At 48.7% G+C, this 26,893-nt stretch carries 18 protein-coding genes; 15 read left to right on the top strand and 3 right to left on the bottom strand.

The window, feature by feature from the left end; all coding sequences use genetic code 11:
• Positions 1-225: 225 nt before the first annotated feature.
• The 10 genes from gyrA to ACH3Y6_RS12925 all read left to right on the top strand — a co-directional run bounded on the left by gyrA (position 226) and on the right by ACH3Y6_RS12925 (position 13,869).
• The gene (gene gyrA, locus ACH3Y6_RS12970) at positions 226-2,877 is read left to right on the top strand and encodes a DNA gyrase subunit A (protein ID WP_490836041.1); all 2,652 of its coding nucleotides are present in this window, start codon (positions 226-228) and stop codon (positions 2,875-2,877) included.
• Between the two features lie 15 nt (positions 2,878-2,892).
• A complete protein-coding gene (locus ACH3Y6_RS12965; protein WP_490836040.1) occupies positions 2,893-4,260 on the top strand; it encodes a hypothetical protein in 1,368 nt (455 codons plus the stop codon).
• Positions 4,261-4,350: 90 nt separating this feature from the next.
• Positions 4,351-4,518 (top strand): hypothetical protein, encoded by a 168-nt coding sequence (locus tag ACH3Y6_RS12960; RefSeq protein WP_490836039.1) that lies wholly within the window; start codon positions 4,351-4,353, stop codon positions 4,516-4,518.
• 204 nt (positions 4,519-4,722) lie between these two features.
• Positions 4,723-5,139, top strand: coding sequence for a hypothetical protein (locus ACH3Y6_RS12955; protein WP_490836038.1), 417 nt, complete (start codon positions 4,723-4,725; stop codon positions 5,137-5,139).
• Positions 5,140-5,606: 467 nt separating this feature from the next.
• Entirely contained in the window at positions 5,607-6,293 is a 687-nt protein-coding gene (locus tag ACH3Y6_RS12950; RefSeq protein ID WP_490836037.1) for a hypothetical protein, read from the top strand.
• A 1,625-nt stretch (positions 6,294-7,918) separates the two neighbouring features.
• Complete coding sequence (locus ACH3Y6_RS12945; protein ID WP_490836036.1) at positions 7,919-10,717, top strand: M14 family metallopeptidase; 2,799 nt, start codon at positions 7,919-7,921, stop codon at positions 10,715-10,717.
• A gap of 510 nt (positions 10,718-11,227) precedes the next feature.
• The gene (locus ACH3Y6_RS12940) at positions 11,228-11,533 is read left to right on the top strand and encodes a phosphoribosylpyrophosphate synthetase (protein ID WP_490836035.1); all 306 of its coding nucleotides are present in this window, start codon (positions 11,228-11,230) and stop codon (positions 11,531-11,533) included.
• A gap of 56 nt (positions 11,534-11,589) precedes the next feature.
• A complete protein-coding gene (locus ACH3Y6_RS12935) occupies positions 11,590-12,603 on the top strand; it encodes an isoaspartyl peptidase/L-asparaginase family protein (protein ID WP_490836034.1) in 1,014 nt (337 codons plus the stop codon).
• 20 nt (positions 12,604-12,623) lie between these two features.
• Complete coding sequence (locus ACH3Y6_RS12930) at positions 12,624-13,334, top strand: copper homeostasis protein CutC (protein WP_490836033.1); 711 nt, start codon at positions 12,624-12,626, stop codon at positions 13,332-13,334.
• A gap of 16 nt (positions 13,335-13,350) precedes the next feature.
• Complete coding sequence (locus ACH3Y6_RS12925) at positions 13,351-13,869, top strand: HEAT-like fold family protein (RefSeq protein ID WP_490836032.1); 519 nt, start codon at positions 13,351-13,353, stop codon at positions 13,867-13,869.
• 46 nt (positions 13,870-13,915) lie between these two features.
• Here the strand turns inward: ACH3Y6_RS12925 and serA are convergent, their stop codons facing one another.
• Complete coding sequence (gene serA / locus ACH3Y6_RS12920; protein ID WP_490836031.1) at positions 13,916-15,154, bottom strand: phosphoglycerate dehydrogenase; 1,239 nt, start codon at positions 15,152-15,154, stop codon at positions 13,916-13,918.
• 115 nt (positions 15,155-15,269) lie between these two features.
• Here serA and ACH3Y6_RS12915 point away from each other — a divergent pair, with 115 nt between their 5' ends.
• From ACH3Y6_RS12915 to ACH3Y6_RS12895, 5 genes are all read left to right on the top strand, one after another.
• Positions 15,270-16,490, top strand: a complete 1,221-nt coding sequence (locus ACH3Y6_RS12915) for a serine hydrolase domain-containing protein (RefSeq protein WP_490836178.1) — start codon at positions 15,270-15,272, stop codon at positions 16,488-16,490.
• Positions 16,491-16,608: 118 nt separating this feature from the next.
• Positions 16,609-19,044: a sodium-translocating pyrophosphatase gene (locus ACH3Y6_RS12910; protein ID WP_490836030.1), complete on the top strand. Its 2,436-nt coding sequence runs from the start codon at positions 16,609-16,611 to the stop codon at positions 19,042-19,044.
• Positions 19,045-19,142: 98 nt separating this feature from the next.
• A complete protein-coding gene (locus ACH3Y6_RS12905) occupies positions 19,143-19,619 on the top strand; it encodes a hypothetical protein (protein ID WP_490836029.1) in 477 nt (158 codons plus the stop codon).
• Positions 19,620-19,798: 179 nt separating this feature from the next.
• A complete protein-coding gene (locus ACH3Y6_RS12900; protein ID WP_490836028.1) occupies positions 19,799-20,182 on the top strand; it encodes a BlaI/MecI/CopY family transcriptional regulator in 384 nt (127 codons plus the stop codon).
• Positions 20,183-20,185: 3 nt separating this feature from the next.
• Positions 20,186-22,150 carry a M56 family metallopeptidase gene (locus ACH3Y6_RS12895; protein ID WP_490836027.1) on the top strand — a complete coding sequence of 655 codons (1,965 nt, stop codon included), beginning with the start codon at positions 20,186-20,188 and terminating at the stop codon, positions 22,148-22,150.
• Between the two features lie 4 nt (positions 22,151-22,154).
• On the opposite strand, the gene ACH3Y6_RS12890 is transcribed toward ACH3Y6_RS12895, so the two are convergent.
• Positions 22,155-23,183 carry a PorP/SprF family type IX secretion system membrane protein gene (locus ACH3Y6_RS12890; RefSeq protein WP_490836026.1) on the bottom strand — a complete coding sequence of 343 codons (1,029 nt, stop codon included), beginning with the start codon at positions 23,181-23,183 and terminating at the stop codon, positions 22,155-22,157.
• A 4-nt stretch (positions 23,184-23,187) separates the two neighbouring features.
• Complete coding sequence (locus tag ACH3Y6_RS12885; RefSeq protein WP_490836025.1) at positions 23,188-26,823, bottom strand: gliding motility-associated C-terminal domain-containing protein; 3,636 nt, start codon at positions 26,821-26,823, stop codon at positions 23,188-23,190.
• Positions 26,824-26,893 lie beyond the last annotated feature (70 nt).

Genomic DNA, 26,893 nt, shown 5'->3' with positions numbered 1-26,893 from the left:
GACAAGGGTTTCCGGCAAAAGGAAACCCTTTTTGCATGCCTTCTGCCAGACGGCTGATAACACCCCGATCCTGCCAGCGGCCCGAGTTCACAACTGTGGATAAAACCCCTTAAAAAAGAGCTGTTTTTGGCCCCTTTTCCCCCTTAAAAAAAGTATCTTCGCCAACCTGTAAACAGGGCTGTTTAGCAACCTGTCAAAGAACTAAAATCTCACGGAATCACACACATGGAAGACAATCTGTTACCACCGGAAAAAACCAATGATAACGACCGGATTATTCAGGTGAATATCGAAGAGCAAATGAAGACCGCTTACATCGACTATTCGATGTCGGTGATCGTTGGCCGAGCCCTGCCCGATGTACGGGACGGATTCAAACCCGTTCACCGCCGCGTGCTCTACGCCATGAACGAACTGGGCAACAACAGCAACAAACCCTATAAAAAATCGGCCCGTATCGTGGGGGAAGTGATGGGTAAATACCACCCGCACGGCGACTCCTCCATCTATGATACCCTGGTGCGTATGGCCCAGGACTGGACCATGCGTTACACACTGGTAGATGGCCAGGGTAACTTTGGTAACCAGGATGGCGACCCGCCGGCAGCCATGCGTTATACAGAAGCACGTCTGCAACGTTTGTCCGAAGCCATGCTGGATGATATCGAAAAAGAAACGGTCGATTTCCAGCTGAACTTCGACGATTCGCTGCAGGAGCCTTCCGTACTGCCCACCCGTATCCCGCAACTGCTGGTCAATGGTTCATCAGGTATCGCCGTAGGTATGGCAACTAACATGATGCCCCATAACCTGAGCGAAGTGGTGGATGGTTGCGTGGCCTATGTGGACAACCGCGAGATCCCGGTAGAAGAACTGATCAACTACGTAAAAGCACCCGACTTTCCGACCGGTGGTATCATCTACGGTATGGAAGGGGTTCGCCAGGGATTGCTCACCGGACGCGGAAGGGTAGTGCTGCGCGGTAAAGTGCATGTGGATACCAAGACCAGCGGACGCGAACAGATCATCATCACCGAAGTACCTTACCAGGTGAACCGCGACCAGTTGACCGACCGTATCGGGCAACTGGTGAACGATAAGACCATCGAGGGCATCGCCCACGTGAACAACGAAAGTAACATGCGCGAAGGAACGCGTATCGTACTGGACCTGAAGCGTGATGTGGTGGCACAGGTCATCATCAACCAACTGTATAAATTCACCGAACTGCAGACCAGTTACGGTATCAATAACGTAGCCATCAGCAAAGGCAGACCCCGGGTGATGAACCTGAAGGATCTGATCGCCGAATTCATCGAGTTCCGGATGGAAGTGGTGATCCGCCGCGCCAGGTTCGACCTGCGCAAAGCTGAAGAGCGCGCCCATATACTGGAAGGTTACCTGAAAGCACTGGATCACCTGGACGAAGTGATCGCCCTGATCCGTGCCAGCCGCACGCCGGATGACGCCAAAGAGAACCTGATCAATAAGAGCCGTGAAGAAAAATGGGTTCTCAACAGGGCCTTGTTCTCTGATATCACCAACAACCTGTACCAACAGGAAGACGGCCTGTCGGAAGCACAGGCCAAAGCCATCCTGGAACTGCGTTTACAACGTTTGACAGGTATGGAGCGCGATAAGATCGTGGAAGAATTCAACAGCCTGATCAACACCATCAAATACCTGAAAGAACTGCTGGCCAGCGAAGACATGCGTTACGAGCTCATCAAAAAAGAACTGATCGAAGTGAAGGAGAAGTTCGGCGATGCGCGTAAGACAGAGATCCAGTACCTGGCAGACGAAATGCGGATCGAGGACCTGATCGAGGACGAAGACGTGGTGATCACCATTTCGCACCTCGGATACATCAAACGTACATCCGCTACCGAATACCGCCAGCAACGCCGCGGCGGCAGGGGAGCCGTAGGTACCAAAACACGCGAAGAAGATTATGTGGAACACCTGTTCGTGGCTTCTACCCACGGTACCATGATGTTCTTCACCGAAAAAGGACGCTGTTTCTGGTTGCGTGTATACGAGATCCCCGAAGGAGAAAAACAAAGCAAGGGAAGGGCCATACAGAACCTGATACAGTTGCCCGCAGATGATAAGGTGAAAGCCATCATCGATGTGAAGAAACTGGACGACAAGGAATATGTACAGGACCATTATGTTGTACTTTGTACACGCAAAGGCATCATCAAGAAGACCTCACTGGAAGACTTCAGTCGCCCGCGTGCCAATGGTATCATCGCCATCACCGTAAATGAAGGGGATGAGCTGTTATCGGCCCGTTTGACCGATGGTAACCAGGAGATCATGATGGCCGTGAAGAGCGGCCGTGCCATCCGTTTCCCCGAAGAGAAAGTAAGGCCTACGGGCAGGGGAGCCATCGGGGTAGCCGGTATTGAAGTGGACGATCAGAACGATGAAGTAGTAGGCATGATCTGCATACACAAGGACGATCCTACCCATACCATACTGGTGGTTAGCGAAAAAGGCTTCGGTAAACGTACCGTGGTGGATGAATACCGCATCACCAACCGGGGTGGTAAAGGTGTTAAAACCATCAATGTGACGGAGAAAACCGGTAGTTTGGTAGGCATTTTGTATGTAACGGAGAAAGAAGACCTGATCATCACCTGTAAGTCGGGCATTACCATCCGTACCGGTATCCAGGATATTCGCGAAGCGGGCAGAGCCACCCAGGGTGTTACCCTGATCAGGCTGGATGAAGGGGATGAGATCGCCGCTATTTCACAGATAGAAGAACAGGAGGAAGAAACCGTTAACCCGGAAGATCAGGGAGCAGAAAACATGGATTCCACCGAAAATAAAACAGAAGATAACAACGATAATACTACTGAAAATCAATAATAAACCCCGCTTAATATGAAGAAGTTCTTATTACTTGCCCTGGTTGCAGCAAGCCTGCAGATGGTTCAGGCGCAAGACCTGAAAAAAGTGCAGACAGCTTACCTGATCAACAAGATGGAAGATGCCAAGACAGAAGTAGATAAGGTGATGGCCGATGCCAAACAGAATGCCAAACCGGAAGCCCTGTACTGGAAGGCAAAAGTGTATGCAGCCGTGTACAAGGATGCCAACCTGCGCACCAAGTACCCGACAGCAATCACCACCGCAGATGAGGCATTCAAAGCATACAAAACTGCCGATCCTGCTTTTGCACAGGTAAAAGAAAAAGGAGCAGAGGGCTTTTTTGATATGTACGCCACTTCTTACGCCAATGGTGTAAAACTGTTCAACGACAAAAAATGGGATGATGCCGCCGGCAGTTTCAAATATGCCGTAGAATACAGCGACTATATCTTCCAGAACAAATGGAGCAATGCCACCATCGCTTTCGATACCACATCGATCCTGTACCTGGCATATGCATACCAGAATGCCTCTAAACCCGACGATGCGGCCAAATACTACAGCCGCCTGGCCGATGCAGAGGTAGGAGGCGAGATGTATATCGATATCTATAAGTTCCTGGCCAGTCACTATACCACTGTAAAGAATGAGGAACTGTTCAAGAAATACGTGGCATTGGGCCGTAAATTGTATCCTGCCTTTGCCTGGGATGAGTTCGAGATCGACTACATGGACCAGAACCTGACCCTGGCCGAAAAGACCGCCCTGTACGATAAGGAAGATGCAGCAGGCACTCTGAGCGAGGTCAAATACCTGCAGTTCGCCGATATCTTCGTGAACGCACACCACAAGGACAAGAGCCTCGACAGCGCCGCTGAAAAATTCTACAACCAGAAAGCGGTGGATGCTTACAAGAAAGCATATGCCAAGAACAACCAGAACGCCATTGCCGCATTCAACGTAGGCGTGGTATACTACAATATCTATGGCGAGTACGATGATGCCTATGCACAGAACATCCGTACCATGCAGGGCATCAACGCCGACAGGCCACAGGAAAAGGATCCCAAGAAAAAAGCAGCAGCTGAAGCGGCCCTGAAAGCCAAACTGGACCCGATCCGCAAGGCCAATGCCGATATTGAGAAGCCCCTGAACGAGAACCTGAACCTGTCGCTGGAATGGCTGGAGAAAGCCTATGTGATCCTGAAGGACAAGAGCACCCGCAACAATACCGAGAAGAGCGTGATCAACAAGACCGTTGACTTCCTGGCCAATCTGTACGCCTATAAGCGCGACAAAGTACGTGGTAAGGACCCCAAAGCTTTCGATGCCTTCGAAGCCAAGTACAAGGAATTTGATGCTTTACACGGTAAATACTAAGTATAATAACCTCATTACATAAAAAAACGCTGGCCAAAAGCCGGCGTTTTTTTATGGTAGTATCTTAAGAAGAGGCTATCGCATTGGCAAATGCCCCGTTATCGCATTCAATTACTGGTGGTGGCAGCTACCGGTGCGGTGGTGGGTTTGGCCGGTGCGTTGGTCATCGGCCTGGTTACAGTGGCACAGGAAACCAGGAACAGTAATAAAAAGCAGATACAGATCGTGTTTTTGAGCATGGTGGTGGTTTTAGGATAAATAACTGGGTCAATGATAGTGATTTTTCCTTGTATCCTTATTATGTTACTTGGTTAGGGCTGTGAAGCCCGTTTTTTATTTTTAGCGGAGCGCAAAACCGGGCTGGGCGGGAGAAAGGTTATAAAGAAAAAAAACGTGGAACGACTGAGCCGGCAGGAGAAGCAAGCCTTTTCGCTTAGATTTGAGACAATCAAAACCAGTTACATGGCTATACTTAGATTGACCGAACAGTCGGCTAAAGACTTGGATTTAATAGTCGACCTATCAATAGAAATTGGGCTGACTGATACATTGGCCCAGTTTAAGGTTATTCAGAGATATGGGTTTAGTCAAGAAAATATGGACTTGCTAAACATACTTTTGCTCACTTATGACCCAGAAGGTGATATATTTTCTGGTGTTAAGAATGGATACTTTATAAGTACAATTTCAACGGCACACTTTAAAGAAACTGGAGGATTCGGTAGGATATATCGAGAGGAACAAGAAAAAGAAAGAAAAGAGAAAATTGATTTGGCTAATGCGCAGAGGCTGTATAATACTTACTGGTACACTTTTTCGTTTGCTGTCGTAGCGTTATTGATTTCTTTGGTTTTGTTAGTTCTAAAATTAAAAGAGTAAACAGCACAATAACTTTTAGCGTTATTATCACGGGGAGTACTTTATTATAAACAAGCCAAACTTACTTTCTTCATAATCAAAAATAGAAGTGTAGGCCTTTTTTAAATCTTTTCGCTGTGCGCCATTTAACATAAAAGTTAGTTATAAGTGTTCCCCTTTCCTTGTCCGGTTATTGCGATTTTATCCCTGTTTTCTTTCCTTCAACTGCATTATCAGGGATAAAATCGCAATAACCGGACACCCGTGAGCGATAGCGAACCCACTAAAAGAGAAAGGGAAACAATTATAACTCAATATTATGTTACTTGGTTAGGGCTGTGTAGCCCGTTTTTTATTTTCAGCGGAGCGTAAAAACGGGCGGGGAGGGAGAAAGGTTTTAAAGAAAAAAAGCGTGGAACGACTGAGGCGATAGCCGAAGCAGGTCTTTTTGCTTAGATTTAAGGTATTGATAATAAGTCTGCCAAAAAATGAGAAAAATAGTTCTGTTTTTTTTATTGGTCATTACAGTTAGTAATTCGTATGCAACCTGCATAATAATATTACTGACACCAACTGCAATTTATGCCGCCGCAGATAGTCGGCAGGTATTTAATATATTAAAAAACGGGAAAGTAATTAAAGAGTATAGAACTATTGAAAAAATACATAAAATAGGAAAATATTTTTTTGCTGTATCCGGTACTCAAGATGAAATGTTGCACGAAACAGCTATAAAAGCAATAAACACCAACGCTGTTGCCTCTTTAGTTGAAAAAATGAACAATTATTGTAAAATGGTAGTTCAACAATATACTGGTTCTCTTAATTATTTAAAGAAATCGGCTCCTGATATTTACAATAGATACTTAAAATCAGGCAAAATAGCAGAAGTGTCAATATTTGGATTTATAAATAATCCTTTTATGACGACTTATCTCTTTAAGCTAACAGAAGTTAATGGGATTCCTGTGGTAAAATTTATATCTAATGATTCCCCAATAAGTATATTGGGAGCATCTGACCACATCCCACGCCTTGATAATACATTGAATATTAAAACCAGTATTATCAAAGCTATAAAGTCAGAAATATCATTTCATGATGAAAGTGTTGGCTTACCTATTAAATTTTTGACATTAACTAAAGGTTCTGAAAAATGGGAAATTTATAATTAAGAATCACCCCAAACCACATAAACATCATTATTTATTCGGATTGAATCAAAGTCTTTTAAGCCTCCTTTTTCATACATTTTAATTAAAGAGTCTATCACATTGCCATTATTGATAGATGGATGACATAAATTAGAAATATCTTTTTTTGAACTCCAGCATGAGTTAAGTGTCAATAAAAGCCAATAAAGGACTAAACTCTTAAACCAAAACAAGACGTTACCTAAAAAAGTGTAAACAAAAAATTTCCATTTGAACATCTGCGCGTACCAACACTCTGAAAATTAAATACAATCATTACTCGCACTAATCAAAAGTAGAAGCGTTGGCTTTTTTTTTCAAACCATTTCGCTGTGCGCCATTTAACATAATGGTTTGTTATAAGTGTTTTCCTTGCCTTGTCCGGTTATTGCGCCGATACCCGTTGCCGACAGGCTTACTACTGATTTAACGGGTATCGGCGCAATAACCGGACACCCGTGAGCGATAGCGAACCAACTAAAGAGACAAGGAAAATAATTATAACTCAATATTATGTTACACAGGTAGCCCGTGTGCAGGGGCAATCGTAAGTTTAGCGATAGCAGTTCGATTGCCCCGATGCTGGGAACTCATGGATTTACAAGGTTTTAAAAACCAATAGCAAAGCGAGTTGAAAACGAGCCTAATACTCCCGTATTTTAAAAGAAAAACCCGTACTTTTGAAAAATACGGGTTAAAATTGTTTAAAGTCTGTGGAACTTGCAGAGCTCACACCGTAACGTTTATAGCGTTGCGGCAAAAAAAACCGCGGGTGGTTTTCTCCTGATGTTAGCGCATCGGGAGTTTTTTATTCTTGTTCAAAGCTAAGTCTTTCCAACTTTCCAAACAAATAATATTAAACAGAAGCGTTGGCCGTTTTTAAATCCTTGGAAATCAATGAGTTATGTGCACTGTTTAACATAATATTAATTATAGGTAGTTTTATTGTCTTTAGTGTATTCGCTATCGCTCACGGGTGTCCGGTTATTGCGAATTATTACGCCTCTCAGTAGTTGCAAGGGCGGCTGTAATAATTCGCAATAACCGGACAAGGAAATAAAACTACCTATAATTAGTCGTTATGTTAAATAAGCGCACGGTGATTAAAAAAGAAAAGCCAACGCTTCAAAAAAGCAGCGGCGGATTGGCGCCCGCCGCTCAAAGAGTGCGGTTTACAACTTAGGATTGGTGCCCCAAGTCGAGCCATTGCGGCTCCTTGTTGCTTCTATTAATAGAAAACTAAAGATACAGATTTTCTGTGTCTTTTTTTATGCACTCTATTTTTATGTTCGTTTTCAACTCACGGCTCCGCGGTATTTTCTTTTTAAATCACGCCACACACAAGGCTAACTTAAGTAACATAACGCAAATACATTATAGGATAATCAGTAATATTTGAAAGATAGCTGAAACCTAAGCTGGTATTGACACAGACCGGAATAATGGTATAATATTATATGGTATACAGGCAGGACATCTTCATCCTGCAAAAAGCGATCTTCTTCCACCTGTCAATTTATTTTCTGGGGAACGGATATACGGATATTTTTATGGGAAGAAATTCCCTGCATCCGCCCAAACGGATCTGAACCTCCAAAACAACTGTAATGCATCTGAGAAAAAAAATCGGCCTGCTGTTGCTGCTCCTATGTAGCTTCAGCCTGCTGCACGCACAAAACATTCCCACACCCAAAGAACATTTCGGCTTCAACATTGGCGACAACTACCAGCTTGCCACGTACACCCAGACCGAAGCCTATGTAAAAAAACTGGCGGCCGCATCTGACCGGGCCAAACTGGTGGACATCGGCAAAACTGAGGAAGGCCGCTCACAGTTCATGCTCATCATCACATCGGCCGAGAACCAGAAAAAACTGGATCGCTACAAGGAGATCTCGCGCAAACTGGCCTATGCCGAAGGGCTTACCGCCGAACAGGCCCGTGCACTGGCCGCCGAAGGTAAATCCGTGGTCTGGATCGATGGCGGCCTGCACGCCACAGAGACCGTGGGCGCCCACCAGCTGATCGAGATCATGTACCAGCTGACCAGCCGCAACGATGCCGAAACAAAACGTATCCTCGACAATGTGATCATTCTCTGCACCCACGCCAATCCCGACGGCCAGGAACTGGTGAGCAACTGGTATATGCGTAATCCCGTTCCGGAAAAACGCTCGTTGAGCCAGGTGCCAAGGTTGTACGAGAAATATGCTGGTCACGACAATAACCGCGACTTTTTCATGATGAACCTGCGCGAAACACAGAACATCAACCGTCAACTGTATATCGAGTGGCTGCCACAGGTCATGTATAACCACCACCAGGCAGGTCCTCCCGGATCCGTGGTGGCCGGTGCGCCATACCGTGATCCCTTCAACTATGTATTCGATCCGGTGATCGTGACCAGTCTCGACGCATTGGGCGCTGCCATGAGCAACCGCCTGAACGTGGAGGGCAAACCCGGTTATACGGAACGCGGTGGCTCCAATTTCTCTACCTGGTATAACGGCGGATTGCGTACCACCACTTATTTCCACAACATGGTGGGACTGCTCACCGAGATCATCGGTAACCCCACCCCTTCTGAAGTGCCGCTGGTGCCGTCGCGACTGATCCCCAGTGGCAACACACCCTTCCCGGTAGTGCCCCAGAAATGGTATTTCAGGCAGTCGATCGATTATTCCGTGTCGCTGAACTATGCCGTTCTCGATTATGCCAGCCGTAACCGCGACCAGTTGCTGTTCAACATGTATCAAATGGGCAGGAATTCGATCGAGCGCGGACAAAAGGATTACTGGACACTGTCGCCCAAGCGGGTGGCCGAGATCAACCAGCTCTACCAGGCCGATCAGCAGAGGAACAACCCGCGTCCGGCCGCCAGCGAAACCGAAGCAGCCGCTGCACAACGCGGCGTGAGCACGGTACCCGTGAAATATTTTGATTCTGTTTTCAAGAATCCCGCACTGCGCGATGCCAGGGGCTATATCATACCCGCAGACCAACCCGATCTGGGTTCGGCCATCCGGTTCCTGAATGCCCTGATCCGGACAGGGGTACTGGTACAGAAAGCCACAGAAGCTTTCACCGTAAAAGGAAAACAATATCCTGCCGGTTCCTATATCGTAAAAACAGACCAGGCATTCCGCCCGCATGTACTGGATATGTTCGAACCACAGGATCACCCCAACGATTTCCAATACCCCGGAGGTCCGCCCGTGGCCCCTTATGATGCTGCCGGCTGGACACTGGCCTATACCATGGGCGTGCAATTCGACCGGTTCCAGGAGAATTTTGACGGTCCTTTTCAACGCATACCCTATGGCGAATTACAGGCAGTACCAGGTTCTATGCCCAGCACTGCGGCGGCAGGATATGTACTGACCGCGCAGGCCAACCAGTCTTTCACAGCCGCCAATGACCTGCTGAAAGCCGGCCTGAACGTATACCGTTTACAGGAAGCACAGCCCGATGCAAGCATCGGATCATTCTATGTTCCCGCATCTGCCAAAGCCAAAAACCTGCTGGAAAAAACAGCCGCTTCCGCAGGCGTAAAAGTAACGACCCTGGCCAAAAAGCCTGCTGCCACTACATTACAGAAGATCAAAGCATCGCGTATCGCTTTGTGGGACATGTATGGCGGCTCCATGCCTTCCGGCTGGATGCGCTACATCATGGAACAGTTCCACTTTGATGTGGACGTGATCTATCCCAAAGACATAGATACCGGTGGACTGCGCAGCAAATACGATGTGATCCTTTTTGTTGACGGGGCCATCCCTGCCCTGCCAGGCGCAGGTGCGTCGATGAGAGGCGGTTTTGGCGGTGGCGCACCCCGTGCAGAGGACATACCGGAAGAATATCGTGCCCGTCTGGGCAGGATCACAGCCGAAAGATCCATCCCGCAACTGAAAAAGTTCCTGGAAGAGGGCGGACAGATCGTGACCATGGGTTCCAGCACCAACCTGGCCTACCATGTAGGCGTACCGGTTCGTAATGCACTGGTGGAACTGGTGAACGGACAGGAACAAAGACTTGCCGCAGAAAAATATTATATCCCCGGAAGTATCCTGCGTGTGAGTGTAGACTCCACCCAGCAGGCAGCCTGGGGCATGGCATCACAGGCCGATGTGTATTTCGATGCCAGTCCCGTATTCAAGATCACCCCTGAAGCCAGTTCCAAAGGAATAGTCAAACCGATCGCCTGGTTCTCTACCAACAAACCCCTGCGCAGTGGCTGGGCCTGGGGACAATCCTACCTGCAGGACGGAGTGGCCGCATTTGTGGCCCATGTGGGCCAGGGTAAACTGTTCGCCTTTGGTCCGGAGATCACTTTCCGTGCACAGACACATGGTACATTCAAATTCCTCTTCAATGAGTTATATGTGACCACACCGGCCACAAAATAACCGTTGATCCTCTCATAGTAAGAACGGGTCGTAAATGGAAAGATTTACGGCCCGTTCTCATTTTACACAGCCCATAACAAACTGAACAGGATCAGCAGTAAGGGATCGTTCACCTGACAGATCTCAGGCCAGCTGCTGCCTATCTATTTGATTATGAATCATTAATTACGATCTCTGCCTTGTACCGGTCTACATAAGCCAGCGAAAGCATGCTAACTCATTGATTATCCACTATTGATTCAGGGATAACCCGCCGATGACCCGCAGATAACCCGCCTATAACCCGCCTCTTGTAAAGGGCGGGTCACAGGCAGGATATTGACGGTTCATAGGGGTGATATCTCTTAACAGACAAGCAATGGGATACGGGATGAGGTAGGGATCAGACCGTTCTGTGATCGATATGGGCTTGCGGAAAGCGCAAGCCGTTGATCAGTGTTTTTCTGATTCCTGATCAGTTCTGTTCTATTCATCACCGGCAAAACAGTAACTTTAAGGAAACAAAATTTTATGCAGGTATACGAAAATCTGGTAGATGCGGTGAACGACCTGAAACAAAAAGGCTTTGTCACTGATTTTCATCTTGCCTTTGATGCTATCCAGTGCAGACTCTCGGGAATAAACCTCTCACCTGCCGAATTCGAGATCGTGGCCCATCACCGATTTGAAGCCAATACCGATCCGGATGATTCCAGTGTGTTGTATGTGATCCAGTCGAAAGACGGCAAGATGAAAGGCACACTCATCAGCGCCTATGGCATCTACGCAGATGCAGCCAGTGACGAGATGATCCAAAAACTTTCCGTACACAAATAATCGGATCAATTCCTTTATTTTCACGCCCTTGTTGTTCAAAGACAAATCAGAATAGTATGCTCCACAGAAGACGATTTCTGCAACTGGGCTCACTGGGCCTTACTTCTTTTTCTTTTGCCGGTTTCCGTAGCGCCGGACCTGCCCGCAAACCGATCGTGATCTCTACCTGGGATACCGGTATTGCCGCCAATGCCGCGGCCTGGCAGGTATTGCGCAACGGTGGCCGTGCACTGGATGCCGTGGAAAAAGGCGTTATGGTCACGGAAGCCTCACAGAACTGCTGTGTGGGACTGGGCGCCAATCCAGACCGGGATGGTTATGTGACACTGGATTCCTGCATCATGGATGAACATGCCAATTGCGGCAGCGTGGCATTCCTGGAGCGCATAAAACACCCCGTTTCTGTGGCCCGCAGGGTGATGGAAAAAACACCGCATGTGATGCTGGTGGGATCCGGTGCGCAACAGTTTGCCGTAGCAGAAGGTTTTCCGCTGGAGCCGCAGGTATTATCGCCTGAAGCGGACAAAGCCTACAAGAACTGGCTCCAGAAAAGTGAATACAAACCTGTGATCAATATCGAGAACAGCAAGAACCAGACCGCCTACGCTCCCACCCGCTTTGAGAACGGCGAATGGAACCACGATACCATTGGTATGGTGGCCATGGATGCGCAGGGAAACCTGAGCGGCAGCTGCACCACCAGTGGCATGGGCTTTAAGATGCGCGGGCGCCTGGGAGATTCGCCCATTATCGGTGCGGGGTTGTTTGTGGACAATGAGATCGGCGCCGCCACAGCCACCGGGCAGGGAGAAGATGTGATCCGCATCTGTGGTTCACACCTGGTGGTGGAACTGATGCGTCAGGGACACTCACCCGAGAATGCCTGCAAAAAGGCCGTGGAAAGGATCATCCGCATCAAGGGCGACAAAGCCAAAGACATACAGGTGGGTTTCATCGCCATCAACAAACAGGGCGAATATGGCGGATACTGCATACAGAAAGGCTTCAATTTCGCGGTCTGTTATGCAGACGACAAGAACTTTATGGTAGATGGCAAATACCTGCTTTAATCACCAACAGAAAGGACATCATGTTACTGGAAATATGCGTTTTTAATACGGCCACAGCCGTTGCTGCAGAAAAAGCAGGGGCCGACAGGCTGGAACTATGCGAGAATTATGCCAATGGCGGAACCACGCCTTCCTACGGTTACCTGAAAACGGTGCGCGAGAAGATACAGATCCCCGTGTTCCCGATGATACGACCAAGAGGTGGTGATTATTTTCATACCGCCGATGAGATAGAGATCATCCGGAAAGACATACTGCTTTGCAAAGAACTGGGCTTTGATGGAGTGGTATTTGGTCTGCTCAACCAGGATGGTACGATCGACCGCGACAATACCGCCCGACTGGTGGAAGCGGCTTATCCGCTGGAAGTCACTTTCCACCGGGCTTTCGACCGATGTCAGCATCCATTGGAAGCGTTGGAAACGATCATTGCCTGTGGCTGTAACCGCATCCTTACGAGTGGCCAGGAGCCAAAAGTGACAGAAGGCCTGGCACTGGTAAAACAACTGGTGGACCAGGCAGACGACCGCATCATTATCATGCCCGGCAGCGGACTGAACAGTTCGAATGTGGCCCAGATCATTGCTACGGCCGGTGTAACGGAAGTACATACTTCGGCCCGCATCCGTGTACCATCAGAAACACAATACCGCAATGCCAGGATCCCGGAAGATTTTGATATTGATTTTGTAGATGCCGCTGAGATCAGTAAGATCAAAGCGCAGTTCTGATCAACTCCTGATCGTTATGATCATTCGTGAAGAATTACTGCAGGAACATTCCCGCAAACAGGCGTTGCGGATAGCGCATTATGCCTGCAGCTCCCCGGCAAATTTCAGGGAACTGATGCAGTGTTTCCTGAGCCCGGAATACCGCGTAGCACAACGTGCGGCCTGGAGCGTGAGCTGGGCGGCATTACAGCAGCCGGAGATGATCCGTCCTTATATCAAGGACCTGGTGGCCTGCCTGCAGCGGACAGGCATTCATCCCGCACTGATACGCAATTCGGTCAGGGTGCTGGAACAGGTGGATATTCCCAAAAGATTTCATGGAGAACTGATGAATGCCTGTTTCAGTTTCATTGGAACACCCGCTACACCTGCGGCCATCAAGGCTTTTTCACTCACCATCCTGTTCCGGTTGTCAGATACTTACCCCGAGATCCGGCAGGAACTCAAACTCATCATCGAGAACAACTGGGAAACAGAAAGCCCCGCTTTTAAAAGCAGGGCCCGAAAGATCTTATCCGCGTTAAAGAAGCATTAGCAGATCTCTCATCAAGGATCTGTTCTGCATCCGCTGATCCGTAAGCTTAGTACAGGATCCTTACCTTGATCGTAGACTTCACTTCCTTCAACAGCTCCACGGCCTGTTTAGACAGTTTCTTGTCCACATCCAGCACCACATAACCGATGGCATCATTGGTCTTCAGGTATTGGCCAACGATATTGATATTGTTTTTGGACAAAGCTGTATTGATGGCACTTAACACACCGGGAATATTGTGGTGGATATGCAGGATGCGGTGCGCATTCTCTACCGGCGGCAGACCGATGGCCGGAACCGTATGAGAACCGTTGGTAATACCTCTTTCGAGGTATTGGAACAGTTTGATGCTCACGTCCTCACCAATATTTTCCTGGGCTTCCTCTGTAGAACCTCCGATATGCGGGGTAAGGATCACATTGGATAGACCCTGCAACGGGGTCTCGAACCTGTCGCCATTTTTCTCCGGCTCCCAGGGATACACATCGATGGCGGCGCCACTGATGTGTTTTTCCTGCAAGGCTGTTGCCAGCGCTTTCAGGTCAACCACTTCTCCCCTTGCATAATTCAGCAGGATAGAACCTTTCTTGAATGACTTAAGCAGGTTTTTATTGACGAGGTTTTTAGTCTGCGGTGTATCGGGTACATGCAGCGATACCACATCGGCCTGCGATACCAGGTCTTTCAGGCTCTTGGCTGCGGTAGCATTCCCTAAAGGCAGTTTGGTCTCGGTATCGTAGAAAAGCACTTTCATGCCCAGGCTTTCGGCCAGTACGCTTACCTGTGAGCCGATATTGCCATAACCGATGATACCCAGGGTCTTGCCACGCAATTCATAACTGCCCTTGGCCTCTTTCATCCAGATGCCTTTGTGGGCGGCGTTGTTCTTATCGATGATGCGGCGGATCAGCATGATGGAGGCACCGATCACCAGTTCGGCCACACTGCGGGTATTGCTGTAAGGGGCATTGAAGACCACCACACCCGCCTGGGTGGCCGCTTTCAGGTCAACCTGGTTCACACCAATGCAAAAACAACCAATGGCCTGCAGTTTTTGGGCTGCAGCCAGCACTTTGGCGGATATATGGGTTTTGGAACGGATGCCCAGCAGGTGAACATCTTTGATCTCTTTGATCAGCTCTTCTTCGCTTAAAGCGCCCGCCAGTTTGCGGACTTTTACATAGCCATGCTGGTTGAACTGTTGTACGGCTTTGTCACTGATATTTTCCAGGAACAGGATATTGATCCGGTCTTTGGGATAACTGGTTACGGCTTGCTTGCTCATGTACGCGAAAATAAATGTTATTTGTTTTAACACCATGCACATAGTTTTCCACGAAGGTTGGCTACACTGTGGGCAGAAGTTATATTTGCGGCTTTAGTACCAAACCGCAACCGTGATGCAACCGAAGTTGATCCCTTTACTTACTTTCCTGATCATCGGCTGTGGCGCCAATCCTTCGCCGGACAAAAAAGCGCCCTCCCACAAAACGGCCAACAACTCCGGTTTCTCCCCTGTATCTCCCAAAGAGAAAGCCTATTATGCCAATGCCATTGCGCCCATGTACCAGAACCTGCTGGCCAAAAGAGGGTTCAGCGGAGGCATTCTGCTGGCCAAGAACGGGGAGATCGTGTTTGAGGACTACCGCGGTTCTGTGAACATGCGCACCAAGGAGCCCATCACCGCCAACACGCCTTTCCATATCGCTTCGGTATCCAAGACCTTCACTTCTGCCGTGATATTAAAACTGATGGAAGAAGGTAAACTGACACTGGATGACCACCTGGAAAAATACTTCCCCGATTTTCCTTATGCCAATATCACCATCAAAAACCTGCTGACCCATCGCAGCGGTCTGCCCAAATACGAGTATTTCATGGATGGCACCCGTACGGAAATGATCCGGGTGAAGAACAAAAAAGGCAAATGGGTTAAAAAAGCCCGAACTGTGCGCATTGCGCCGCAGTTTAGCGGACTGGCCACCAACAAGGACGTGCTGCTGTACATGATCAATAACCGCCCTGCTCCCGAATCGAATCCCGACAGGCGTTTCAGCTATTGCAATACCAACTATATGCTGCTTGCGCTGATCATTGAACAGGTGACCAATATGTCTTACCCCGACTACCTCCGCACCCAGGTATTTGAGCCATTGGGCATGAACAACAGTTATGTGTTCAGCCTGAAAGACGCATCTAACTACGTACCTTCTTACAATTACAACAACGCACCCTTTCCGCTGCAGAAACTGGATTGTGTGTATGGCGACAAAAATGTGTACAGCACCGTGCGGGACCTGCTGCAATGGGACCGTGCCCTGTACCAGGGAAGTTTTGTGAGTACAGAGACACTGGAAATGGCATTCCAGCCTTACAGTAATGAGACCCGTGGACAGAAAAATTACGGATTGGGCTGGCATCTCTTCATCAAACCACCGGATCCCACCATCGTGTACCACAATGGCTGGTGGCATGGCAACAATGCGGTGTTCAAAAGGCTGATCGCCGATACGGCCACCGTGATCATCCTGGGAAATAAATTCAACCGTAATATCTGGGCTGCAGGCAAAATGAGCTCAGTGTTCACCGGTCATGCAGACACCACCCTACTGGAAGAGTAATTAATTGATTATCATCGGATTTAGCCTATCCCAGGCAGAAAAGAATGCTTGGGCAAGTATTTTAGTCAAATCCACCTATTTTTGCAGACTTTAAAAAACCAGCAGATTAATTCGCTTTATGGACAAAATCTTGTTTTACGCCGTTCCGGCGATGGGAGCATTGGGTCTCCTCTACACATTGATCAAGTTTAACTGGGTATCCAAGCAGGATGCGGGTACAGACCGCATGAAGCAGATCAGCAACTATATCGCCGAAGGTGCTATGGCATTTCTGAAAGCTGAATATAAGATCCTGGGCTATTTCGTAGTGATTGTCGCTTTATTATTAGGTTTCATGGGTTATTCAGACCCTCATAGCCACTGGAGCATTGCCCTTGCGTTTGTAATGGGTGCTTTCTTCAGTGCTTTTGCCGGTTTTGTAGGTATGAAGATCGCCACCAAAGCCAATGTGCGTACGGCACAAGCGGCCAGGACCAGCCTGAGAAAAGCCTTACAGGTTTCTTTCACCGGCGGCTCTGTGATGGGTATGGGCGTAGCGGGTCTGGCTGTGCTGGGTCTGGGAGGTCTGTTCATAGTGTTGAAAGCGATCTTCGCTCCGGAAGCAGCCGTGGACAGTGAGGAAATGAAGCGTACGATCGAAGTACTGACTGGTTTTTCACTGGGTGCGGAAAGTATTGCGCTGTTTGCCCGCGTGGGTGGCGGTATCTATACCAAAGCTGCTGACGTAGGTGCTGACCTGGTTGGTAAAGTAGAAGCAGGTATCCCGGAAGATGATCCCCGGAACCCTGCCACCATCGCCGATAACGTGGGCGATAACGTAGGTGATGTTGCCGGTATGGGTGCCGACCTGTTCGGTAGTTATGTGGCTACCGTTCTGGCCACCATGGTACTTGGACGCGAAGTGACCGGAGCCGGTGGTGTGGTGCTGGAAGATGGATTTGGTGGGTTATCCCCCATCCTACTGCCGATGCTGATCGCTGGTATCGGTATCCTGTTCTCGATCGTAGGAACCTGGTTCGTGCGCATTTCAGACAGTGCCGGCATCAGTACCCAAAAGGTACAGGCTGCCCTGAACATGGGTAACTGGGGTTCCATCATCCTGACAGCTATCGCTTCTTATTTCCTGGTAAGTTTCCTGTTACCGGAACATATGTTATTAAGAGGTTTTGATTTTACACCCAATAAAGTATTCGGCGCCATCATGGTAGGTCTTGCCGTTGGTACGCTGATGAGCATGATCACCGAATATTATACAGCCATGGGTAAACGCCCGGTGATGAGCATCATCCGCCAGTCGTCTACCGGACATGCCACCAATATCATCGGCGGTCTGGCCATCGGTATGGAAAGTACCCTGCTGCCGATCCTGGTGCTGGCAGGTGGTATCTATGGTTCTTATTGTTGCGCAGGTCTGTACGGTGTGGCCATTGCAGCAGCCGGTATGATGGCAACTACTGCCATGCAGCTGGCGATCGATGCATTCGGTCCGATTGCAGATAACGCAGGTGGTATCGCTGAAATGAGTGAACTGCCCAAAGAGGTTCGTGAAAAGACCGACGTACTGGATGCCGTGGGTAATACCACTGCTGCTACCGGTAAAGGTTTCGCCATTGCTTCTGCAGCCCTGACGGCGCTGGCACTGTTTGCCGCTTTCGTAGGTATTGCAGGCATCAAGGGAATTGATATTTACCATGCCGATGTACTGGCAGGTTTGTTCGTGGGTGGTATGATCCCCTTCATCTTCTCTTCACTGGCCATCCGTGCCGTGGGTGAAGCTGCCATGTCGATGGTGGAAGAGGTTCGCCGCCAGTTCCACACCATTCCAGGCATCATGGAAGGTACCGGCAAACCCGAGTACGATAAATGTGTGGCCATCTCTACCGAAGCTTCCCTGAAAAAAATGATGTTGCCCGGCGCCATCGCCATCCTATCCCCGATCATCATTGGTTTTGTATTCGGTCCGGAAGTACTGGGCGGATTCCTGGCCGGTGCTACCGTAAGTGGTGTACTGATGGGTATGTTCCAGAACAATGCGGGTGGAGCCTGGGATAATGCCAAGAAATCTTTCGAGACCGGTGTTGAGATCAACGGACAGATGTTCTACAAGAAATCTGAACCGCACAAAGCATCCGTGACCGGTGATACCGTGGGCGATCCTTTCAAAGATACTTCTGGTCCTTCTATGAATATCCTGATCAAACTGATGTCGATCGTATCGCTCGTAATTGCGCCTACCCTTGCACAATTGCATACATCAGATGCCAAACCGGCCCAGGTGATCGAGCAGAAGATGGAAGTGAAAGTGATCGGCAATGATTCTGCCACCACCGAAGTAACGGTCAATGCCAGCGAAGATGGATTCAAAAGCCTGGTGGAAGCCCTGAAAAAAGATGGCCTGGCCACTGAAGGCAAACTGTCTATCGAGTACCAGGACGGCAAGTTCAGCATCAACGGCAAAGAGCAGTCTGCTGATGTGCTGAAAAAATATGAAAGCTATTTCAACGGCAAGAAATCCATCCACATCACACTGGATGAGTCAGTTGAAAAAAAATAACCCATTCATCAGAAGCTCGTTTACAGGATCCCGGTCAATGACCGGGATTTTTGTTGTAGATAGATGGCTGTTCAGATAATAGCATTTATTTTTATCGCATGAGAATAAGTCACCTCTTATGCCTGTGCCTGTGCCTGCTGGCCGGCTGCGCATCAGATGCTCCGGTCAATGAAACCGGCGCAGACAGCACCGTTGTGGTCAGTTATGACACCATCCCCGAGACCAGGGCCAGTGTAAAGACGGCACCGGCAGCCAGTTACAGCGAGCCGATCCCGGATGAACTGAATAACTGGACATTCAGCGTATCCCTTTATGAAACCAGGCAGACATTCCGGTATACCATCCGTGTGCAGGCCAAAGAAGTGAGGATCACAGATTCACTGACCATTCCAAATTTCGGCATACAACCTACCGTAGCAATCCGTAAAGGCGAGGAACCCCTCTCCTGCATCATCGGGTTCCTGGACAAGAAACAGGAATTCAAACCCTACAAAAGGGTCAGCTTCAAAAACGACCGCCTGCAGATCAAAACGACCAACAGCTATTATGTAGGCTCATATAAGACGAAGAAATAATTAGTAATTAATAATTTCTAATTGATCAGTTAGTCCCCCTGTTCTCACACAAGTCCAACTATCAACTATTAACTATTAATTTTTAACTGTTAATTATCCTCCCCTGCTGCCGTTTAACATTTTTTTATTTGGCTTGTTTGAACACGCTTAGTAAATTGCTTACGAACAAAATCGTAGAAATGGCCGTTTCCAAGAATGTCAAACCCACAGAAAGTGAACTGGAGATCTTACGGGTGCTCTGGGACAAAGGCACTGCCACTGTCAGGGAAGTGCACGAGATCCTGAGTGAACACAAAGACGCCGGTTATACCACCACCCTGAAGCTGATGCAGATCATGTTTGAAAAGGGGATCGTGAAAAGGGACGACAGCAGCAAAACGCATATTTACCGTGCCAATATCTCGCGTGAGAACACCCAACAGCAGATCGTTGGTAAAATGATCAACTCCCTGTTCGGTGGTTCTTCCACACAGCTGGTGATGCAGGCATTGGGTAACCATGCACCCAACAAATCGGAACTGGAAGAGATCCAGAAATTGTTGGACAACCTGAAAAAACAGTAGTGTATGCAGTCACTGTTCCAATCCAGTTTTTTACAGGCATTGGGCTATGCCATTGCCCATAGCATCTGGCAAACAGCTATTGTTTGGCTGTTGTATGTCTGTATCACCGGGTTGATCTCTATGAGTGCCGCTGCCCGGTACCGCATGGGCATCATCGCCCAAAGTATGGGTTTCATCTGGTTCCTGTTCACCTTCCGGTTCTATTACCAGCAATACCATGCCGCCTGGCAACCGTTGCAGAACACGGCGGTGCCGGAACTGCAGCCTGTGATACCACAGGGCAGCAGTTATCTTTCCGGCATCATTCAATGGATGCTGAAGGGCGAACTGTTACTGCCCTATATTTCCATGGCCTACCTGCTGCTGATCACGGTGCTCTGTATCCGCTGGTTCCTGGGGTACCGGAAAACACAACAGATCAGGTACCTGGGCCTGCAGAAAATGCCGGCTGAATGGCGTTTGTTCGTGCAACGCATCGCCACACAGCTCGATATCAGAAAACCGGTACAGGTATTCTTATCTGAACAGGTCAGCACCCCGCTCACCATTGGCTTCCTGAAGCCGTTGATCCTGGTGCCGGTGGCCAGCATCAACCACCTGAACACCGAACAGATGGAAGCCGTGTTGTTGCACGAGCTAGCACATATCAAACGATACGATTACCTGTTCAACCTATTGCTGTCGGTTGCCGAGATCAGCCTGTTCTTCAACCCGTTCACCCAACTGCTCAGCAAAGCCATCCGCAAAGAAAGAGAGAACAGTTGCGACGACTGGGTATTGCAGTTCCAGTACCAGGCTCCCGTGTATGCAGAAGCCCTGCTGCGCATCGCTTACCTGCAACAGGCACCATCGCTGGCCATGGCCGCTACCGGTAAAAAGAACGACCTGCTCAATCGTGTAAAACGGATGACCGATCAAAAAGAGAACAGTTTCAGCTACCGGAAACAGCTGCTGGCCCTTTGCCTCTTAACGGGGATCCTGAGTTCGGTGGCCTGGTTAAGCCCGATGCACACCACACGGACCGATAAACAGACGGCCGCTACAAAAAGCCTTTCCCGGCTGGGACAACGCAAACAGACCTATACGGTAGAGCCCATGGCCATGACCGTAGAGAACCCTTTATTCAACCCCGTATTCTTTTTGGCCAAGCCCTTGCAGGCCGAAATGAAGAAAAGTATGGCCAGTACCGGGAAGTCGCAGGAAGCAGCCAGTAAAGCCGATCAGAAAAAGATCACATCCCTTACCCCGATGGTGGCCAGCGCGTTGAAACTGGCGGCACAGGAAATGCAAACACAGCAACCGGACTGGGAGAAAGAGATCGGACAGATCGAAAAAGCCAAACAGGAACTGGACAGGACCCTGTCTGTCGACTCCCTGTTCCTGCCCGCCAACCTGAGAACCCAATTCAGGCAGGACATGAACAAAGAGCTGCGCAATGCGTCTGCAGAGATCCGAAAAGCCAAGGCAGACATGCAGAAAGCCTTCCAGGAAAGCGCCAATATCAAGTTGAACAAAGAAAAGATCCTGCGTGATGTGCAGAAAGCAATGGAAACTGTAGCCGAACTTGATAAAGCAGGTTTGAACAAACTCATCATGCAATCCCTGCAATCGGTAGAACCGATGCTCCGTGGTTATGATAAGATCGGGCATCCCACTGATCTCAAATCCTCCAAAACCATCCTGACCGAACCCATACCGGAAATTCCGGATGTACCCGATCCCAAAGATGCTTTGGCGATGATGGAAATCAGGGAATCTGCAGACAGCCTGCTCACCTTCCCGCTACCGGTTCTTTCACCCCTTGATATACAAAGGATGAAAACAGCGCTGCTCCAGCGTTTGTCAGTAAGAATGCATTTGCAACTGGTTCTGGTAAAAGATGCCAGCGAAAAACAGGTACAACTGATACAGTTGGTGCACCGCAAACGGGTGAACAATGAAAACCGGAACCTGATCGTTTTCCAGTAAAGGCCTACCAGAGATTACGCGGGCACCAGTCGCCATATTTGTTACCCAATAAGAAACCGATCAATATCTCGTGCGTTCCGCGGCTAACTGTGTTCAGGTTAGAGGTCTGCACATCGTAGGAATACCCGATATTGATGTTACGGTTCAGGTTCAGTCCGACCATGGCCGCAAAACCATCCTGGTAACGGTATGAGGCACCGGCCCAGAGCAGGTCCTGGTACTGAACTTTGGTATTCAGATCGAAGCCCAGCGGTAAGGGGCTGATATAACGCAATAACATAGAAGGCAACAGACTGATATCATCCGATAACTGCATGCGGTATCCGGCGCTCACAAAAAGGTGCGGCAACAATTTCCCGTTCTGGAGATACACGGTATTATCGGAAAAAGCGATCTGCTGCGGTATGATCTGCTGTGCGGCCACGCCCACAAAATAGTTACGCGAATACAACCAGAGACCGGCACTGATATCCGGTTTGATGCGGTTGATGACACCACTGCCTGCCACAGCAGGATCAACGGAGGTACCACCAAAATTCAGTTTACTCGCATCCAGGCTCATATTGGTAAAACCAACCGATGCTCCGGCCGCCAGTGAAGTGGTTGGTGAAAGGCTCAGGTGATAGGAATAGGTTCCGTACATCGCAAAGCGGTTCAAAGGACCTGTTTTATCGTTGAGCATCGTAAAACCTACTCCATGGTGCGGGTCGGGTGCGGTATAATCGCGCCAGTAAGCTTCTCCCCTGGGATTCTGTCCGCTTGCCCGGAAGCTGGTGGCTGATCCCCTGTCGTCATAATCACTTTTCTTCAGCGGGCCATGTATGGTAAGATAAGTGGTGACGGGTGCATCCTGCAGGCCTACCCATTGCAGACGGTGACTGGCTTTAACATCCCAGTAATTCTCAATTCCGGCCACGGCAGGATTGATGATATAGTTGTTCATGATATATTGCGTGTAGTACGGGCGTTGTTGCGCTGCGGCCGTCAGGCAGCCTGCCAAAGCGACCCCTATCATGAACTGTTTGATTCGCATATACTTACTTTATCAGGGTCACCGATCCCGTTATGATCTGCCGCCCGTTTCTTGGATTGATGATATAATAATACGTTCCCACCGGTAAAGGGTTGCCGTTGCGGGTGCCGTCCCATTCCTTGTCGTAACCCAGTGAACGGAATACGATCTGACCATAACGGTTGTACACGTCGATCGTAGCACCCGGATAGCCATCCAGGTATTTGATCTTCCAGGTATCATGGATGCCATCGCCGTTGGGCGAGAAGGCATTCGGCACTTCCGGTCCCTTTAAAACCCGTATAAAAATAGTATCCGTTACTGAACATCCGCCACGTGCCGTCAACTTTAATTGATAAGTGATATCATCATCCGGAATGGCTTTGGGTGTGGCTGCCGTATCGCTGCTGAGGTATGTGGGGGGTGTCCAGAGATAACTAAGCTCATTTCCAAACACATAGGTCGGCGTAAGCGTAACTTGTCCGCCAGCCAACACCGTGATCATATGCGGTAAAAGCAATTTAGGATTGGGATAAACGGTAAGTGCCTGTGTGGCCGTATCGCTGATACAACCGTCCGTATTGAAGAAATAGAGACGTGTGGTAAAGGACCCGGAATCATTGAACTGTTTATTGGGATTCTGTGAGGCAGAGACAGTGCCTCCTCCCAGGTCCCATACCCATTTACTGATGCTGCCGGACCCTGCAGAACTCTTGTCGGTAAAGTTCACGATATCGCCATAACATAACTGACTGACGGACACGTTGAAAGCCGCTTTCGGCTGCGGATACACGGTGATGGTCTGCGTAGTGGCATCCACACAGGCCGAACCTCCTGAATACGCCACCAAACGGATGGTATAAATTTTCGGAGCTGTTGGATCAGGATAGGCATGCGGATAGATCTTACCCTGCACCGGGTTTTCATCCACTTCCTTTATGGCTGGGGCATTAGCAAAGTCCCAGTAGATCTCAAGCCGGGTTACCCCCCCAAAGTCTACGGTGGAATTGTTACGCAGTTTCACAGGTTTTACCCCGCAGTATGGCGCCGCATTGGCAAAATCAAAAGCCGCTTTGGGAATACTTCCGTTCACGGTAAAATCCTGCACCAGGCTGGCCACACAAGCATCTTTGGAAGTGACCGTAAGCGATACCTGGTACACGGCAGATCTGGCATACTTGACCTGCGGATTCTTGAGCGTGCTGCTGCTGATATTGGGGCCGGGACTTACAGGTGTTCCGGCATTAAAATTCCACAGGTATTTGAATTGTGATTCAGAACCATCAGAAATTCTGGATGTATCTGTAAATATGGCAAAAGCATCACTCAAACAAACTTCGGGTAAAGTAAATCCAGGCTTAGGACTTGGATTGATAGCAAATGCCGGTGTGTAAGGATCACTTTCACAACCGGTGGTGGTGGCTACTTTCAGACTAACGGATTTAGCGCCATCCGATGCATACTGAGTGGTGACAGCTGCATTGGAGGAATTCACGATAACCGTTTTCCCATCGGCCAGGTCCCAGGTCCATTTGGCCAGGGTACCGGTGGAAGTAGTGGAGCCATCTGTGAATACCACATCCTTTTCAATACATTTTAGCGTGGATGTAGTAAAACGTGCCACCGGTTTGGAACTCTGCTGAACCGTCTGTGAAGTCTCAGCAGACAAACAACCGATATCCGATACTGCTTTCAGTTTGATCGTATAGGCGGCCGGGCTGTTGTATATTTTTTGGGGTACCGTTGCAGTCGCGAGATCGGCAGTGGTACCGTCACCAAAATCCCAGAACCAGCGTTTCACGGTTCCCTGAGCCGCGGTACTCTGATCGGTAAGGGTAACCGGATCGTTGGCACAGCCGCCTGCCGCAACCGTGAATTTCGCCACAGGCAGATCCTTTACGGATATCGGTATGGTAAACAACTGGTCTGTGCTGCCACAACCATCAGGCGTGGAAGAAGTGGTGTACAATTTAATAGTATCGCGTACGGCAGCCGTGTTGGCATTGGTGAATGTGAAAGTTTTACCGGGACTGTAATATCGCAGGTTCCTTGCCAGGTCCGTGCTATCAGCCACAACGGTAGTAATGGGACCGATCCTGGTATTGGGAGAAATATTGGGCGCCGCGGAGAAATCCCAGGTAATGCTTGCCGGGGTAAATGTGAACGGAACAGACAATTGCAGAGGGGTATTAACACAGGTCACGGCAGAGTCAATCCTGCCATAGGGGTTTTGAATGATGGTGGTTGAGGAAAAGTCGCGGACGTTGGTACCCGCATTATAGCCATAACTTTCTGCCGAACCAAAACCATACGCAATGGCATTGAAACCTGTGTCAGAATACAGCGTATGTGAACCGGCAGATACCGGGATAATGGCATACGAATAATTAGGTTCCTGCGGGTGGGGTTGAAAACCGGTGACCTTACTGCCATCCAGGGTAAAACTGGCGGTACCACCATTTTTGATGATGACATTGATATAACTCTGTAATATCCGGTATTTATCGGCAGAATACAGGGTGATCTGGTTGATGGTTTGCTCCACGGGACTCAGATAGATCATTTCAGGGTCACCGAAAGGTGTGGTGTTCGGATTTCCTTCCTGCCCCTGCGTAGTGCAGTACTGGGACACCAATACGGGTTTATCCGCTTCAATCAGATTGGGAACCGCGGGGTTGGTTCCCGAAGCATTGGCGTTTTTAAACTGATAATAAAAACCATTAACGAGAGAGGTAGCAGGTAATACTACCCCATTCAGTTTTACAACGGTTGTAGGATCGGTTACGCAGACACGGTAAAAATTGTTAGGCTGAGAACCTGTTGGTGCCGTCAGGTATTTTTTACCCCAGGCAACTGCCGGAAACGCCTGTGCAAACAAATTATCGGCACTGCCGCTTGCATTGCCAGCTCCACCGATACTTACTTTTCCTGAACCAGAAAACACCGCAATCTTTTTACAGCCCCCCGATCCTCCGGCACTAACCGAACGGATTTTTGAGCCGGTTAGGTCTGTACCCAATGTTCCCGTGGTAGTACCCATGACACTGTACACTTGTCCTTTGTTCAGGGTAACCGTCGATGCCACACCGGGGGCAAGCCCGTTCAAGTTGGTTCCGGAAGGCGTAATCTCTACAGAAGTATTGTCTTCTGTAGCTACTACAAAGAAAAAAGAGTTGGCAAAACTGGCATTGGACGACTGTGTGAAGTTCACCGAATAATATTCCTTACCAAGGGTATTGGTAGGAAATAGTAGGGAGGCTCCGGATACACTTGCGTTGTAAATATGCGCATAGGCAACAATCGGCACATCACTTTCTATATGAATACCCCGGTCAAAAGTTCCCGGTCCGTAGATCCTGGCATCCTGTGTACCCGTTTTCGGGATCGGATCTGACGTGGTAACCTGGTTAGCTAGGACAGAATAGCTCTTTTTATAGTTGATACCGGGTATATCGACAGTGACATTAGCATTTTTATCTGAAGTGAAATACAGGACCATGTCCTGCAGGTTATTCTGGTTGGCAGCAACACCGGCGCCCATATTCACATGAAATCCATATCCTAACCAGAAATCCTTTCCTTTATTGGAGAAATCCTGCGCGGGCAGAACTGAGTATACCAGAATAGCCAAAACAACTAACAGAAATCGATTATACTTCATGGGGGGCGGTCAATGATTCGAAGCGTATCTTGTTGATAGACACACGAAATTTAAAATTACGGCATCTATG

It is taken from the genome of Sediminibacterium sp. FW305-C-269 (assembly GCF_058231045.1).
Note: the sequence above shows the minus strand (reverse complement) of the source record. Positions and strands in the feature narration are given on the sequence as shown.

Bases quoted from the DNA above. Each gene is read 5' to 3' on its own strand.
- gyrA (WP_490836041.1), top strand. From the start codon at position 226: ATGGAAGACAATCTGTTACCACCGGAAAAAACCAATGATAACGACCGG.
- ACH3Y6_RS12965 (WP_490836040.1), top strand. From the start codon at position 2,893: ATGAAGAAGTTCTTATTACTTGCCCTGGTTGCAGCAAGCCTGCAGATG.
- ACH3Y6_RS12960 (WP_490836039.1), top strand. From the start codon at position 4,351: ATGCCCCGTTATCGCATTCAATTACTGGTGGTGGCAGCTACCGGTGCG.
- ACH3Y6_RS12955 (WP_490836038.1), top strand. From the start codon at position 4,723: ATGGCTATACTTAGATTGACCGAACAGTCGGCTAAAGACTTGGATTTA.
- ACH3Y6_RS12950 (WP_490836037.1), top strand. From the start codon at position 5,607: ATGAGAAAAATAGTTCTGTTTTTTTTATTGGTCATTACAGTTAGTAAT.
- ACH3Y6_RS12945 (WP_490836036.1), top strand. From the start codon at position 7,919: ATGCATCTGAGAAAAAAAATCGGCCTGCTGTTGCTGCTCCTATGTAGC.
- ACH3Y6_RS12940 (WP_490836035.1), top strand. From the start codon at position 11,228: ATGCAGGTATACGAAAATCTGGTAGATGCGGTGAACGACCTGAAACAA.
- ACH3Y6_RS12935 (WP_490836034.1), top strand. From the start codon at position 11,590: ATGCTCCACAGAAGACGATTTCTGCAACTGGGCTCACTGGGCCTTACT.
- ACH3Y6_RS12930 (WP_490836033.1), top strand. From the start codon at position 12,624: ATGTTACTGGAAATATGCGTTTTTAATACGGCCACAGCCGTTGCTGCA.
- ACH3Y6_RS12925 (WP_490836032.1), top strand. From the start codon at position 13,351: ATGATCATTCGTGAAGAATTACTGCAGGAACATTCCCGCAAACAGGCG.
- serA (WP_490836031.1), bottom strand. From the start codon at position 15,154: ATGAGCAAGCAAGCCGTAACCAGTTATCCCAAAGACCGGATCAATATC.
- ACH3Y6_RS12915 (WP_490836178.1), top strand. From the start codon at position 15,270: ATGCAACCGAAGTTGATCCCTTTACTTACTTTCCTGATCATCGGCTGT.
- ACH3Y6_RS12910 (WP_490836030.1), top strand. From the start codon at position 16,609: ATGGACAAAATCTTGTTTTACGCCGTTCCGGCGATGGGAGCATTGGGT.
- ACH3Y6_RS12905 (WP_490836029.1), top strand. From the start codon at position 19,143: ATGAGAATAAGTCACCTCTTATGCCTGTGCCTGTGCCTGCTGGCCGGC.
- ACH3Y6_RS12900 (WP_490836028.1), top strand. From the start codon at position 19,799: ATGGCCGTTTCCAAGAATGTCAAACCCACAGAAAGTGAACTGGAGATC.
- ACH3Y6_RS12895 (WP_490836027.1), top strand. From the start codon at position 20,186: ATGCAGTCACTGTTCCAATCCAGTTTTTTACAGGCATTGGGCTATGCC.
- ACH3Y6_RS12890 (WP_490836026.1), bottom strand. From the start codon at position 23,183: ATGCGAATCAAACAGTTCATGATAGGGGTCGCTTTGGCAGGCTGCCTG.
- ACH3Y6_RS12885 (WP_490836025.1), bottom strand. From the start codon at position 26,823: ATGAAGTATAATCGATTTCTGTTAGTTGTTTTGGCTATTCTGGTATAC.